This window comes from Sphingomonas caseinilytica, from assembly GCF_023516455.1.
Taxonomy (GTDB): domain Bacteria; phylum Pseudomonadota; class Alphaproteobacteria; order Sphingomonadales; family Sphingomonadaceae; genus Sphingomicrobium; species Sphingomicrobium caseinilyticum.
The window spans coordinates 58177-71006 of the sequence record NZ_JAMGBA010000003.1 but is presented as its reverse complement, the minus strand read 5'-3'; the positions used below and the strand labels follow the sequence as shown (position 1 = coordinate 71006).

Sequence of the window (12830 nt, the reverse complement as noted above, 5' to 3'; positions counted from 1 at the left end):
GATGAGCGAAATTATCCCGGACGTAATGCGCGTTGTAGAAATTGCTGGACCAGGCGGGCCCGAGCAGCTGCGTTTGGCGTCGCGTCCGACACCCAAGCCCGGCAAGGGCGAGCTGTTGGTCAAGGTTGCCGCGGCCGGGGTAAACCGGCCCGACGTGCTTCAGCGCAGGGGTCTTTATCCGCCTCCGCCCGGCGCAAGCGACATACCCGGTCTAGAGATCGCCGGAACCGTGGTCGCGGCGGGGCAGGGCTCGACGCACCTGATCGGCTCGAAAGTCTGCGCGTTGGTCGCGGGCGGCGGATATGCCGAATATTGTGTCGCGCCTGCCGGAACCTGTCTTCCGGTCCCGGAAGTACTCCGGCTGACCGAGGCGGCGGCAATCCCGGAAACGCTGTTCACCGTCTGGGTCAACCTGTTCGAACGAGGCTTCGCGGCCGAAGGCGAAACGGTGCTCGTCCATGGCGGGACCAGCGGGATTGGAACCATGGCGATCAAGCTGGGCAGTCTATTCGGACTGGAGGTCATCGTAACCTGCGGATCAGACGAGAAATGCGCCGCGGCCATCGAACTGGGTGCGGCACATGCGATCAATTACGCGACAACCGATTTCGTCGACGCGGTCCAGCGCTGGACGGAAGGCGCGGGGGTCGCCGTGGTGGTCGACATGGTCGGAGGCGACTATCTGCCGAGAAATCTCCAATGTCTTGCGGATGATGGACGGCACATTTCAATCGCGTTCCAGCGCGGAGCGACGGCGGAGATTACCATTCCTGACATGATGCGCCGGCGCCTGACCCTCACCGGCTCAACGCTTCGCGCCCGCGAAATCGGCTTCAAGACGATGGTCCGCGATGAAATCGCGCAAACCGTATGGCCATATGTCGAAAGCAATCGATTGAAGCCGGTCATGGACCGGAGTTTTCCGATGGAGCAGGCGGCTGAAGCGCACGCGCGGATGGAAGCGGGTGACCATATCGGCAAGATCGTGCTAACAATGGGGCAATGAGCGGGCTGATCCTTCACGAAGATGCGCGGTCGGGGAACTGCTACAAAATCCGCCTGACCGCGGCCCATGTCGGGATCAAGCTTGAGCGCCGCAACTACGACATCATGCATGGCGAGACGCGAACGCCGGAATTCCTCTCCAATATCAATGCCAACGGCCGGATTCCCGTGCTGCAGGACGGGAACCGCTTCCTTACCGAAAGCAATGCGATCTGCTTTTTCCTGGCTAATGGTTCGAAGCTGATCCCGGACGGGCATTTCGACCAGGCCGACATGCTCCGCTGGATGTTCTGGGAGCAGTATAATCACGAACCCAACATCGCCACGCTCCGCTTCTGGCTTCGTTTCATTGGAATCGAGGCATTGAACGATGCTCAGCGGATGCAGATCACGGGCAAGCGTGAGAATGGGCTCCACGCGTTGGACCTGATGGACAACCACCTCAAGGACCGGAAATGGTTCGTTGCCGACCAGTTCAGCGTCGCCGACATCTGCCTGTTCGCCTACACCCATGTCGCCGACGAGGCCGATTTCGACCTTGAAGCCTATCCGGAGATCATCCGCTGGATGGAGCGGATCATGACGATGGACGGGCATGTCGGGCTAGAGGACTGACATTCCTCAGACTCTGCTTGCCCTGATCGGCTGTCGCGATTAGATGCGCTCCCAATGACTGGCCGCTCCTTCGGTGGGGCGGCCCTTATTGTTTGTGGAGACGAAGATGGCCCAGCCGCTCATGCCGCATGCGACCGCCGCCTGGCTGGTCGACAACACCTCGCTCAGCTTCTCGCAGATCGCCGATTTCTGCGGGCTGCACGTGCTCGAGGTGCAGGCGATTGCCGACGATACGGCTGCAACCAAATTGACGGGCCGCGATCCGATCCGTTCGGGCGAACTGACGCACGAGGAAATCGAAAAGGGCCAGGCCGACCAGGACTATGTGCTGCAAATGCACAAGGCGCCGGACCCGGTCACGCGCACGAAGGGGCCGCGCTACACGCCGGTTTCGAAGCGGCAGGACAAGCCGGACGGCATCGCCTGGATCATCCGCAACCATCCGGAAGTGTCGGACGGCCAGATTTCCAAGCTGATCGGCACGACGCGCACGACGATCGCCGCGATCCGTGAGCGGACCCACTGGAACATGGCCAATATCCAGCCGAAGGACCCCGTGACCCTGGGCCTGACGTCGCAGCGCGAACTGGATGCGGCCGTAGCCAAGGCCCAGAAGGCCGCCGGAACAGTCGCGCCGACCGACGAGCGGCTGGCCAGCGATCGTGACGCGCTGATTGTACAGCTGCGCGCCGAACGCGAAGCGCATGCCCGCGAAGCCGAAGCCGCGCTGGCAGCAGCCGACGTGGACCTGGAAGGTGCAGCGGAATCGGACGAAATCGTTCCGGGCATCAAGGATCCCTTCAAGCGTTGATTTGGCGAAGCCCAAGGCCCAGAAGCTAGGCAATGGATCAGGGTGACATTGAGCAAATGAGCTTCGAGGCGGCGCTTGCCGAGCTGGAGCAGATCGTCCGAAGCCTTGAGCAGGGCCAGGCTCCGCTCGACGAGTCGATTGAGCTCTATCAGCGGGGAGACCGGCTGAAGCGTCACTGCGAAGCGCGTCTGAAGGCGGCACAGGCCCGCATCGAGCAGATTGCTCTGGGCCCGGACGGCCAACCAAAGGGCACGAGCCCCTTCAATGCTGCTTGAGCGTGGCGTGACCGACGCCGAGCTTCAGGCCGAAGCCAATCGCATTGCCGTCAAAGTCGAATCCATTTTCTCAAGCTACCTGGCCGGATCGGGAGACGGGCGCGACCGGCTGTTCGAGGCCATGCGCCATGCCGGGCTGGGCGGGGGAAAGCGGCTTCGCCCGCTCCTGACCGTGGCCACCGGCCGATTGTTCGGCATTGCGGAAGACCGGGTGATTCGCGCCGGGGCAGCGATCGAGGCAATCCACGTCTATTCGCTGATCCATGACGATCTGCCTTGCATGGATGACGACGACCTGCGTCGCGGCAAACCGACCGTGCACCGGGCTTTCGATGAGTCGACGGCGGTGCTTGCCGGCGACTGTTTCCATGACCTGGCGTTTGAGATCATCGCGGACACCGCGACCCATGAGGATCCGTTCGTCCGCGCCGAGCTCGTGCTGGAAATGGCCCGCGCATCGGGTCCGAACGGCATGGCCGGGGGGCAAATGCTCGACCTAGTCGCGGAGGGCCAAGTGCTGGACATGGGATCGATCACCCGCCTTCAGCAGCTGAAGACCGGCGCCTTGATCGAGTTCGCTGTCGAGGCGGCGTGCATCATGGGGCGCCTGCCGCCCGAAGCGCGCACGCCCTATCGCGGCTTCGCACGCGACATCGGGCTGGCGTTCCAGATTGCCGACGACCTGCTCGACCATGCCGGCGACGAAGCGGTGGCCGGCAAGCGGCTGCGCAAGGACGCACATGCCGGAAAGGCGACATTCGTATCCTTGCTTGGCGAGGATCGCGCCCGGCAACAATGTTCGATCCTGATTGGACAGGCGATCGAGCATCTGGAACATCATGGCGAGGAAGCGGACCTGCTTCGCGCTGTTGCCCGCTACGTAGAGGAAAGGGACCGTTGATGGCTTCGAAGCAGCGCATCGGCGTCTATCCGGGAACGTTCGACCCGATCACGCTCGGCCACCTCGACATCATCCGGCGCGGCGCTCACCTAGTCGATCGGCTGGTGATCGGTGTCACGACCAATCCGTCGAAGGAACCGATGTTCACGGTCGCCGAGCGAATGGAAATGGTTCGCCGCGAAGTCGCCGACGTTCCGGGTGTCAGCGTCGTCGAGTTCGATTCCCTGCTGATGGATTTCGCGGAACGTGAAGGCGCGACGTTGATCCTTCGCGGCCTGCGTGCCGTCGCGGACTTCGAATATGAGTATCAGATGGCCGGCATGAACCAGCAGCTGAACGACCGGATCGAAACGGTCTTCCTGATGGCGGACGTCTCGCTACAGCCGATCGCGTCAAGGCTGGTGAAAGAAATCGCGCGCTATGGCGGGGCGATCAACAAGTTCGTTACCCCGGCCGTGGCGGCCGATGTCGCGAAAAAATTGAAATAGCACTGGAGTCGACGGCGCTGCCGCGATAGTCGGAAGCGATCCAGGGGGTGGGAGTTTCGAAGATGAATAAGCGTTTGGTTGCGTTGCCTTTTCTCGCTTTTGCGATGATTGCGGCAAAGCCCGCTCCGGAACCCGTAAAGCCGCCCGTCTCGATGGTTGCGCCAGCCGAGGTCGCGGCCGACCCTGCCAATCGCTGGACGCTGGAACTTTCGAACGGCGGCAAGGTGGTCATCCAGCTTCGCCCCGATATCGCACCGCAGCACGTCTATCGGATCCAGCAGCTGACCGTGGCCGGCTTCTACGATGGCCTGGTCTTCCACCGCGTGATCCCGGGGTTCATGGCCCAGGGCGGCGATCCTATGGGTACCGGTGAAGGCGGCTCGCGGCTCCCCGACGTGCCGGCTGAGTTCGGCGATTTCCCGCATGTGCGCGGCGTCGCGTCGATGGCGCGGGCCGAGGACGTCAACAGTGCCAACAGCCAATTCTTCATCATGCTGGCCCCGCGCTTCGTGCTGGATCACAAATATAGCGCCTTCGGCCGCGTAATTGAGGGCATGGGTGCGGTTGACGGAATCGCCGTGGGCGAACCGCCCCAAGCGCCGACCAAGATCGTTCGCGCGACAATCGGTGGCCCGCTTCCGGCACCGCCCGTCGTGACTGCCGCAGCGCCTGCGCCTGCTGAATCCACGGCTGCCGCGCAGCCCCAGTCCGCACCGTCCGGTCCCCCGGCCGCTCCTGCGGAAACCGCGCCGGCAGCCCCAGAGCAGGCAGCGCCGCCGGCAGAGCAGGCACAGCCAGCTCCCGCACCTACGGAACAGGCACCGGCGGAGCCTGCCGCTGAAACGCCGCCGCAAGAAGAGGCCGCGACTCCCCAGTAATGCGCGTCGACCTATTCGACTTCGACCTTCCGCCCGAACGCATTGCACTTCGCCCGGCACGGCCGCGCGATTCCGCGCGGATGCTGCTGGTCGACGAGGCCAAACTGTCCGATCGGACGGTGCTCGACCTACCGTCGATACTCCGGTCCGGCGACGTGCTGGTGTTCAATGACACCCGCGTCATTCCGGCGCAGCTGGAAGGAATGCGTGGCGAGGCGCGGATCGGCGCAACCTTGCACAAGCGCGAGGGGCTTCGGGAATGGTGGGCATTCGTTCGGAACGCCAAGCGGGTCCGCGATGGCGACGTCATCGAATTCGGCGAAGGGGTGAGGGCCAGCGCAGTTGCGCGGGATCCGGAGGGCGCGATCCTCCTCCATTTTCATGGTGAGGAACCTGTCGAGCTACTGCTTGAACGGGCCGGGCAGATGCCGCTCCCGCCTTATATCGCCAGCAAGCGGGGAACCGATCATTCCGATCAAACCGACTATCAGACAATGTTCGCTCGCGAGGCCGGCGCCGTTGCCGCGCCGACAGCAGCCCTGCATTTCACCGATCGGCTGATTGCTGCCCTCGATGAGCGCGGCGTCAAGCGCGAGATGCTGACCCTGCATGTCGGCGCGGGCACGTTCCTGCCGGTGAAGTCGGAGAATACCACCGACCACAAGATGCACAGCGAGTGGGGGCGGATCGACCAGGAAACCGCCGAGCGGCTCAATCAGGCAAAGCAGTCAGGCGGGCGGCTGATCGCGGTGGGAACCACTTCGCTTCGGTTGATCGAAAGCGCGGCCGGCGACGATGGGCGGATCCAGCCATTCGACGGCGATACCGCCATCTTCATCACGCCCGGTTATCGGTTCAAGGCGGTGGACGGCCTGATGACCAATTTCCACCTGCCGAAGTCCACCCTGTTCATGCTGGTCAGTGCCCTGATGGGGCTCGACGTCATGAAGTCAGCCTATGCGCACGCGATCGAACAGGGCTACCGCTTCTACAGCTATGGGGATAGTTCGTTGCTGCTCCCCGCCTAGGCGCGGCGCCCTGCCTTCTCGGGTTTCGCTTCGGGAATTCCGCCCAGCCAGTGGCTGAGATCCCGGTCGATCGTCCTCGAAAGCAGGATCACGTCATCGCGCAAGCTGTCGATGATCTGCTGGCGAACGGCGGGATCGAGGGGCTGCCGCTTGGCAGGGATCTTGTTCCAGTCGAGCAAGCGCTTGCGAACGCGAAAGATCGTCGCAAGCGCCTTGCTTTCGCCCGACCCGACCTTCTTCTCGCGCTTGTGAAATTTCTCGCCGGCGAGTGCGCTGCGAACTGCCTTCGGCGGGCGCTTCAGGAAGCGCTGCAGCCATCCGATCCGGATTGATTTATTGATGCGCTGCGGCTTGAAATTCGTGGCCGCCCAAGGCTCGAGGCCAAGAAAGCCGCAAAGATTGCGGTACGTTCCTTCGGGGTCGCTCGAAAGATCGTCGAAGAGAACGATGTGGCATCGCTCGCGGCCCACCGCATTGATGAATCGTGCGACATTCTCACCGAGCTGTCCTGCCCAATCATAGCGAAGCCATCGGGGGTCGATCGCACTTTTGGGAATAGACTTGCCCTTGGCGCGTTCGCCGATCTTGGCCCATGCCGCAGGAAAGTCGCGAATGGTCTCGTCGCCGGTTACCAGCAAACGAGCATGAAGCGAGGGCAACATGGCAACCGGATCGCGCAGGGCGATGACGAATTTGGCGTTCGGCCACAGCTTCAGGATTGGCGCCATCCGGTCCGCCGCGTAGAGATAGGTCACCGAGCCTTCGGCGTAGAGCTTCGGATCGCCTTCGCAATGCCCGAAGAAGCGCTGCCAATATTCCTCTGTGACAGTCCGCTCCAGCTTGTCCTCCGGTAAAGCCGCCACCTCGTCGTGCGAGAAGAAGTGGGGCTCCTTCACGATGGAGAAGCAAACATCGGGGTGCTGCTGCAGGAAGCCCGCCAATGTCGTCGTCCCGCAGCGCGGCGCACCGACGATGAAGGCGAAATGCGACTGATGGTTGAGCGGCTTGTCCATGAGCCACGCACCTATGAACAGAATGCGGCGGGAGTCAGGCCGAAAAATAGGTCCATAGCAATCGCGTCGTGAGGCCCAGCGACAGGAGAACGAGCAGCGGCCTGATCAGCCTGGCACCGAAACGCATCGCCGTATGGCTGCCGATCCAGCCGCCGACCATTGCGCCAGCGGCCATGCAGAGACCCAACAGCCAGAACATCTTGCCGCCGATGGCGAAGAACAGGACCGAAGCGATGTTGCTGGTGAGGTTGAACAACTTTGTCAGAGCCGTCGCCCGGGTCAGGCCAAGTCCGCGAAGGCCGACCAGCGAGGCGGTAAAGAAGCTGCCGGTGCCCGGACCGAAGAAGCCGTCATAGGCCCCTATCGCGGCACCGACCGGGGCATAAGCCTTGCCGCTGATCCGCTGGTGCGCGTCTTCGTCGCTCATCCGCGGGCTGATAAGGACATAGGCGGCAACGCCGACCAGCAAGAGCGGGATGATCAGGGAGAGGGACCGGGTATCGATGCTTTGGACGACAATCACGCCGACGCTGGCTCCGATGAACACGAGGACGACGGTGAGGATATTGGCACGCCAGTCGACGAGGCCCTTGCGAAAGTAGTTCGAATAGGCGGTTGCGGTTCCGAACATCGACTGAAGCTTGTTGGTGGCAAGCGCATTGATGGGCGGCACACCCGCCGACAGCAGCGCCGGCATCATGATCAGGCCGCCGCCACCGGCGATGGCGTCGATGAAGCCGGTGAGAACCGCAACAGCGGTCAGCGCGGCATAGACCCAGGGTTCGATCATGCTCGTTCCATACAGGTCGCGCGCGACTTGTCACGAAGCGCTACATAGCGTTTGATGGGCGGGCCGAATGATTGGGGGCCTGGTGTCAGATCGCGTACCTTCGTCTCGCGGGACGGATCCCTTCGATAAATCGATGCGGCGAGGCGCATTCACTCATCGAGCTGGCGAATTCGGCCGAACGGCAGACTATGCGCAGCTAAGGAAGAAGCAGCCGATTTCCTTTGTTGTTCCGGACGAGCTTCGCGGGGTCGTCAAGAATGCGGGCTTTCTGATCGTCTCGCCGCTGATGCTGGTCGTGGCGTGGTTTGCGAGCGAAGTGGGGGCGCCCGGCGAAGTTGCCTCGGATCCAAGCGCTGTGTTGCTCTTTTGGGGCATTCTGGTCGCCGGAATCGGCTTCTGGCAATTCGTAGCGAGGTCGCGTCAATTCGTTGCGGGTCGGGCGTTCATGCTCGCGTTCCTGCTTGTTGCGACGGCGGCCATTTCATTGGGGTATGTATATGCCGCCCGGGATTCGATGTCCGGCGCGTCGGTTGGCAAGGCTGAGCGGGTTATCCCCTATGTCGCCGGATCGAAACGAACGATGTTCAGGAGGCACAAGCCCGTGTTTCGCCATCAAAGGGCGGATGGAGGCGATCTTGAGGGCGAGAGCCGTGTTCCACCTCTGGAACATGGTCCCTGCGTGACAGCGCAACTCATTGAAGGGCGGCATGGCTTTCGCTGGCTTCGGATAGTCGAGCAGATGCCACCCCGCGGGGCGGGCCAGCTCGACTGGCCTGTACGGAGGGCGGATTGCTTCAGCGACAAGCCGCTAGCATCGCTGGTTTGAGGACCGTCGCATCTCGTGCGGTAGCCGGAGCCCGGTGAAATCGCTAGGGAGCGCGGCCAATGACCCGCTTCCAGTTCACCATCCATGCAACGGCCGGCGCCGCCCGCACCGGCATTATCTCGATGCAGCGCGGCGAAATTCGTACGCCGGCGTTCATGCCGGTCGGGACTGCGGCGACGGTCAAGGCAATGAAGCCGGAAAGCGTCCGGGCCACCGGTGCCGACATCATCCTGGGCAACACCTACCACCTGATGTTGCGCCCATCCGCCGAGCGCGTCGCTCGGCTAGGGGGCCTGCATCAGTTCATGAAGTGGGACCGCCCGATCCTGACGGACAGCGGCGGCTATCAGGTGATGAGCCTGGCCGAACTGACCAAGCGGACCGAAGAAGGTGTTGCGTTTCAGTCTCATCTCGACGGCGCCCGGCATCTGATCACGCCCGAACGGTCCACGGAAATCCAGCGGCTGCTCGATAGTGACATCGTCATGGCGTTCGACGAGCTGGTGCCGACCACTTCTTCGGAGAAGGTTCAGCTGGAGGCGATGGAGCGGTCGATGCGCTGGGCGAAGAGGTCTCGCGAGGCCTTCCTGTCCGGCGGGGAGCATGCGGAGCGGGCTGCGCAGTTCGGGATCCAGCAAGGCGCCTTGGACGAGAAGCTGCGCAAGAGGTCGGCGGATGATCTGATCGACATTGGCTTTGACGGCTATGCGATCGGCGGGCTCGCCGTCGGCGAAGGCCAGGAGGCGATGTTCGGAGTGCTGGATTTTGCGCCGGGTCAGTTGCCCGCCGATCGGCCCCGTTATCTGATGGGCGTCGGAAAGCCGGACGACATCGTTGGCGCGGTCGCGCGCGGCGTCGACATGTTCGACTGCGTGCTCCCGACCCGATCGGGCCGCACGGGGCAGGCATTTACCGCCGACGGGCCGATCAACATCCGCAATGCCCGATTTGCGGAGGACCAGGGGCCATTGGATGCTGAATGCGCCTGTCCGACCTGCACGAGCTACTGCCGAGCCTATGTCCATCACCTCGTCAGGTCAGGCGAGATCCTCGGTGCAATGCTGATGACCGAGCATAATTTGAGCTTCTACCAGCGGCTGATGCAGGACATGCGCGATGCCATCCGCGAGAGCCGCTTCGCATCGCACGCCGCAGCCTTCCTCGACCGCTATCGGCAGGGAAAGAAGGCGGCTTAGACGGCGCTGAACTGCAGGAGGCTCCCGAAGTTAACGCTATAATGCGCTGAACTGCAGGAAGCCGGGCACCGGGCCGTTCCAGTCGCCCTTGTCGTCGCGAGTTGCCTTCTTCGGAGCCTCCTTGGCCCGAGCGACAATCGGTTCCGGCTCCGGCATTGATTCCGCCTTGGCTTTCGCGGGTCGCCGACCCTTGGCCGGCCTTTCTTCACGCCGCGGCTCTTCGGTCGAAGCGGCTTCGCTCTTGTCGCCTTCCGCGCGAGGGAGCTTGTTTCCGGTCAGTTTCTCGATCGCGGCGACTGCCTCGGCGTCTTCGCGCGTCGCCAACGTAATGGCGATGCCCTTGGCACCAGCGCGGCCGGTGCGTCCGATGCGGTGAATGTAGTCGTCCGGCTGCCACGGCACGTCGAAGTTCACGACGTGGCTGACGCCCTTCACATCGAGCCCGCGCGCCGCGACGTCGGAGGCGACGAGAATGTTGATCTCGTCCTTCTTGAACCGGTCGAATTCGGCGATGCGGCCACTCTGGTCCATGTCGCCCTGAATCTGGCCGACGGCGAACCCTGAGCGCTTGAGGCTGGTATAAAGCTCGCGCACCGTAGTCTTCTTGTTGCAGAAGATGATGCCGGTCTTGAATTCTTCTCCGCGCAGGATGGTGCGAAGCAGGTCGCGCTTCTTGTCGCCCCGTGTCACGATCAGCCGCTGGTCGATGTTGACGTTCGCGGTGGCCGGGCGGGCGACCTCGATCTGCTTGGGATCGCTCAGGAACTTGTCAGCCAGCTTCTTGATCGGCGGCGGCATCGTCGCGGAAAACAGCAGAGTCTGCCGGGCCTTGGGAAGCTTTGTGCAGATTTCCTCGATGTCGGGGATGAACCCCATGTCGAGCATCCGGTCCGCTTCGTCGATCACCAGCAGGTTGCAGTCATTGAGCATGATCTTGCCGCGGCTGAAGAGGTCCATCAGCCGGCCCGGCGTCGCGATCAGGACGTCCACGCCCTTTTCCAGCGCCTTCACCTGATCGCCCATCTGCACGCCGCCGATCAGGAGCGCCATCGAAAGCTTGTGATATTTGCCGTATTTCTCGAAATTCTCGGAGACCTGCGCGGCCAGTTCCCGGGTCGGCTCCAGGATCAGCGAACGCGGCATGCGCGCCCTGCTTCGACCTTCGGCAAGGATGTCGATCATTGGCAGGACGAAGCTTGCGGTCTTGCCGGTTCCGGTCTGGGCAATGCCGATCAGATCCTTCCCCATGAGCACGGAAGGAATGGCGCCTTTCTGGATAGGCGTGGGAATATCATAGCCGCTGTCGGTGACAGCGCGCAGCAATTGATCGGAAAGGCCGAGATCGGCAAAAGACATCAAATAATCCGGAAATAAAGGAAAGCGCGCCGCTCAACGGCGTCGCGCCAGCGGCGCGCTACAAGTTCGAGGGGTTGAATGTCAAGTTGGGCGCTAGCGCCGCACCTGTTTGACCTGCGGAACCAGGGTCCGGAAGCGTTCGATCCGGCAGCTTCCGCCGATCCTCGACTGGATCGATTCCCGCTTTGCGCAAATGCGTTCGTCGTCCGGTTGAAGATAGAAGCCCTTGTAGAAATCCAGCGCCGGGCATTCGTCGTTCATGATAGCCCGAACCCGGGTCCGGTCCCGAAGCAGGAAATCGATCGATGAGGGTCCGGACCACATGGCGCCGGCAATGCGTTCCGAACGAACGCATTTCGGACCCTTCTCCTCTTTCCATTCAATGTTCTGCGAGCGCTTTGGCCTTGGCCGAACCGGGATGCTGATGATCACCTCATCCTGGACCGTGACACGGCGCACGACTTGCGGTTGCGAGGAATCCTGCGCGGCCATGGCAAACAATGCCGGGATCAATCCGAGAAGGGCGAACAGCGTCATGCAGAAGGGACCATTGCGGTAAGCCGATCTACCGGCAAGCGTTGAATGCAATGTGAACTGCCGGGCAATCGTCAGCAAAGCCGAGAAAAGTGCTTCCTCTAAACGCCTTGCACTTGGAAAGGGCAGCCACTAGAGCCAGCCGGCTTAATCTCAGCAGGCCGGCGAAATGGGCCCAGCCCCGCCAGCCCGCCTCATTTCTGGAGTATAATCATGGCGAGCCAAGCGCCGAACATGTTGCCGCTTCTTTACCAAGGTCTTGAGCCGCTCAACCGCAACCAGCACGGCAATTTCAAGGTCCGCCGCCAGACCGGCCTCGACCGCGTTGCCGGGACCCACGCCATTCCGGTGACGGTTGACGAATTCTCCATGGTCCAGCGTCATTTCCCGATCGTATTTTCGTCGGGCGAGAATCCGGTTCCGATCGTCCTCATGGGCTTGCACGAAGGCACCAACGCCTTCTTCGACGAGAAGGGCATTGCGATCGACCCGTCGATCTATGTTCCGGCCTATCTTCGCCGCTTCCCGTTCCTTCTGGCGCGCTTGCGTGAGGATACCGACGAGCTTTCGCTTTGCTTCGATCCGACTTCCGGCGCCGTCGGCGAGTTTGACGAAGGCGAAGCTTTGTTCACCGGCGACGAGCCGTCAGAAGCAACCAAGGCGATCCTGCAGTTTTGCGAGCAGTTCGAACAGGCCGGCCAGCGCACCCAGGCGTTCATGGCCGAGCTGAAGCAGTCGGAACTGCTGATGGAGGGCGAAGTCGCCATCCAGCCCGAGGGCAGCGACCAGCCGTTCATTTACCGCGGCTTCCAGATGGTCGACGAGGAAAAGTTCCGCAATCTGCGCGGCGACGAGCTGCGCAAGCTGAACCAGAATGGCGCCCTGCCACTGATTATGGCGCACATGTTCTCTTTGTCGGTCATCCGCGAGATCTTCGGTCGGCAGATGCGGCAGGGTACGGGTCCCGCCAGCCTTCGTCAGCCGGCGACTGCCGACGCCTAACCCGCGATCCCGCGCCGCTCGTCACTAGGCGGCGCGTGGCGATCGTGCGGTGGATTAACTGATGCGATATTGAAACGGCGCGGTGCCGCCCCACATCGGGGTAACGCCGCGC

At 62.4% G+C, this 12830-nt stretch carries 15 protein-coding genes; 11 read left to right on the top strand and 4 right to left on the bottom strand.

Translation table 11 applies throughout. From position 1 onward, the window contains the following. Window position 1: 1 nt before the first annotated feature. The 8 genes from LZ496_RS12295 (at window position 2) to queA (ending at window position 6001) form a co-directional block, all read left to right on the top strand. Complete coding sequence (locus LZ496_RS12295) at window positions 2-1006, top strand: NAD(P)H-quinone oxidoreductase (protein WP_249905016.1); 1005 nt, start codon at window positions 2-4, stop codon at window positions 1004-1006. Beyond that, window positions 1003-1620, top strand: coding sequence for a glutathione S-transferase family protein (locus tag LZ496_RS12290; RefSeq protein WP_249905015.1), 618 nt, complete (start codon window positions 1003-1005; stop codon window positions 1618-1620). Before LZ496_RS12295 ends, LZ496_RS12290 begins: the two co-directional genes overlap by 4 nt. A 106-nt stretch (window positions 1621-1726) precedes the next feature. Beyond that, window positions 1727-2431 carry a DUF1013 domain-containing protein gene (locus LZ496_RS12285; RefSeq protein WP_249905014.1) on the top strand — a complete coding sequence of 235 codons (705 nt, stop codon included), beginning with the start codon at window positions 1727-1729 and terminating at the stop codon, window positions 2429-2431. 32 nt (window positions 2432-2463) lie between these two features. After that, on the top strand, window positions 2464-2706 hold the full coding sequence (locus LZ496_RS12280) for an exodeoxyribonuclease VII small subunit (protein ID WP_249905013.1): 243 nt from the start codon (window positions 2464-2466) through the stop codon (window positions 2704-2706). Beyond that, window positions 2696-3607, top strand: a complete 912-nt coding sequence (locus tag LZ496_RS12275) for a polyprenyl synthetase family protein (RefSeq protein WP_249905012.1) — start codon at window positions 2696-2698, stop codon at window positions 3605-3607. Before LZ496_RS12280 ends, LZ496_RS12275 begins: the two co-directional genes overlap by 11 nt. Next, window positions 3607-4095 carry a pantetheine-phosphate adenylyltransferase gene (gene coaD, locus LZ496_RS12270; RefSeq protein ID WP_249905011.1) on the top strand — a complete coding sequence of 163 codons (489 nt, stop codon included), beginning with the start codon at window positions 3607-3609 and terminating at the stop codon, window positions 4093-4095. The genes LZ496_RS12275 and coaD overlap by 1 nt, the downstream gene beginning before the upstream one ends. 104 nt (window positions 4096-4199) lie before the next feature. Further along, the gene (locus LZ496_RS12265) at window positions 4200-4973 is read left to right on the top strand and encodes a peptidylprolyl isomerase (RefSeq protein ID WP_436286477.1); all 774 of its coding nucleotides are present in this window, start codon (window positions 4200-4202) and stop codon (window positions 4971-4973) included. Then, window positions 4973-6001 (top strand): tRNA preQ1(34) S-adenosylmethionine ribosyltransferase-isomerase QueA, encoded by a 1029-nt coding sequence (queA, locus tag LZ496_RS12260; RefSeq protein WP_249905009.1) that lies wholly within the window; start codon window positions 4973-4975, stop codon window positions 5999-6001. The genes LZ496_RS12265 and queA overlap by 1 nt, the downstream gene beginning before the upstream one ends. Here queA and LZ496_RS12255 read toward each other — a convergent pair. Further along, window positions 5998-7014 (bottom strand): sulfotransferase family protein, encoded by a 1017-nt coding sequence (locus tag LZ496_RS12255; RefSeq protein WP_249905008.1) that lies wholly within the window; start codon window positions 7012-7014, stop codon window positions 5998-6000. The genes queA and LZ496_RS12255 overlap by 4 nt on opposite strands. A gap of 34 nt (window positions 7015-7048) precedes the next feature. Continuing rightward, window positions 7049-7804, bottom strand: a complete 756-nt coding sequence (locus LZ496_RS12250) for a TSUP family transporter (RefSeq protein WP_249905007.1) — start codon at window positions 7802-7804, stop codon at window positions 7049-7051. An 82-nt stretch (window positions 7805-7886) separates the two neighbouring features. On the opposite strand from LZ496_RS12250, the gene LZ496_RS12245 reads away from it, so the two are divergent. Both LZ496_RS12245 and tgt read left to right on the top strand, forming a co-directional pair. Next, window positions 7887-8630 carry a hypothetical protein gene (locus LZ496_RS12245; protein WP_249905006.1) on the top strand — a complete coding sequence of 248 codons (744 nt, stop codon included), beginning with the start codon at window positions 7887-7889 and terminating at the stop codon, window positions 8628-8630. Between the two features lie 59 nt (window positions 8631-8689). Continuing rightward, on the top strand, window positions 8690-9826 hold the full coding sequence (gene tgt, locus LZ496_RS12240; RefSeq protein WP_249905005.1) for a tRNA guanosine(34) transglycosylase Tgt: 1137 nt from the start codon (window positions 8690-8692) through the stop codon (window positions 9824-9826). Between the two features lie 36 nt (window positions 9827-9862). Here tgt and LZ496_RS12235 read toward each other — a convergent pair whose 3' ends face one another. Together LZ496_RS12235 and LZ496_RS12230 are read right to left on the bottom strand one after the other, a co-directional pair. Continuing rightward, on the bottom strand, window positions 9863-11182 hold the full coding sequence (locus LZ496_RS12235; RefSeq protein WP_249905004.1) for a DEAD/DEAH box helicase: 1320 nt from the start codon (window positions 11180-11182) through the stop codon (window positions 9863-9865). Window positions 11183-11275: 93 nt separating this feature from the next. Continuing rightward, window positions 11276-11719, bottom strand: a complete 444-nt coding sequence (locus LZ496_RS12230) for a hypothetical protein (protein ID WP_249905003.1) — start codon at window positions 11717-11719, stop codon at window positions 11276-11278. Between the two features lie 210 nt (window positions 11720-11929). Between LZ496_RS12230 and LZ496_RS12225 the strand changes: the two genes are divergently transcribed. Beyond that, entirely contained in the window at window positions 11930-12718 is a 789-nt protein-coding gene (locus LZ496_RS12225) for a SapC family protein (RefSeq protein ID WP_249905002.1), read from the top strand. The last annotated feature ends 112 nt before the right edge of the window (window positions 12719-12830 follow it).

Bases quoted from the DNA above. Each gene is read 5' to 3' on its own strand.
- LZ496_RS12235 (WP_249905004.1), bottom strand. From the start codon at position 11,182: ATGTCTTTTGCCGATCTCGGCCTTTCCGATCAATTGCTGCGCGCTGTC.
- coaD (WP_249905011.1), top strand. From the start codon at position 3,607: ATGGCTTCGAAGCAGCGCATCGGCGTCTATCCGGGAACGTTCGACCCG.
- LZ496_RS12255 (WP_249905008.1), bottom strand. From the start codon at position 7,014: ATGGACAAGCCGCTCAACCATCAGTCGCATTTCGCCTTCATCGTCGGT.
- tgt (WP_249905005.1), top strand. From the start codon at position 8,690: ATGACCCGCTTCCAGTTCACCATCCATGCAACGGCCGGCGCCGCCCGC.
- LZ496_RS12285 (WP_249905014.1), top strand. From the start codon at position 1,727: ATGGCCCAGCCGCTCATGCCGCATGCGACCGCCGCCTGGCTGGTCGAC.
- LZ496_RS12265 (WP_436286477.1), top strand. From the start codon at position 4,200: ATGATTGCGGCAAAGCCCGCTCCGGAACCCGTAAAGCCGCCCGTCTCG.
- LZ496_RS12275 (WP_249905012.1), top strand. From the start codon at position 2,696: ATGCTGCTTGAGCGTGGCGTGACCGACGCCGAGCTTCAGGCCGAAGCC.
- LZ496_RS12295 (WP_249905016.1), top strand. From the start codon at position 2: ATGAGCGAAATTATCCCGGACGTAATGCGCGTTGTAGAAATTGCTGGA.
- LZ496_RS12230 (WP_249905003.1), bottom strand. From the start codon at position 11,719: ATGACGCTGTTCGCCCTTCTCGGATTGATCCCGGCATTGTTTGCCATG.
- LZ496_RS12290 (WP_249905015.1), top strand. From the start codon at position 1,003: ATGAGCGGGCTGATCCTTCACGAAGATGCGCGGTCGGGGAACTGCTAC.
- LZ496_RS12250 (WP_249905007.1), bottom strand. From the start codon at position 7,804: ATGATCGAACCCTGGGTCTATGCCGCGCTGACCGCTGTTGCGGTTCTC.
- queA (WP_249905009.1), top strand. From the start codon at position 4,973: ATGCGCGTCGACCTATTCGACTTCGACCTTCCGCCCGAACGCATTGCA.
- LZ496_RS12225 (WP_249905002.1), top strand. From the start codon at position 11,930: ATGGCGAGCCAAGCGCCGAACATGTTGCCGCTTCTTTACCAAGGTCTT.
- LZ496_RS12280 (WP_249905013.1), top strand. From the start codon at position 2,464: ATGGATCAGGGTGACATTGAGCAAATGAGCTTCGAGGCGGCGCTTGCC.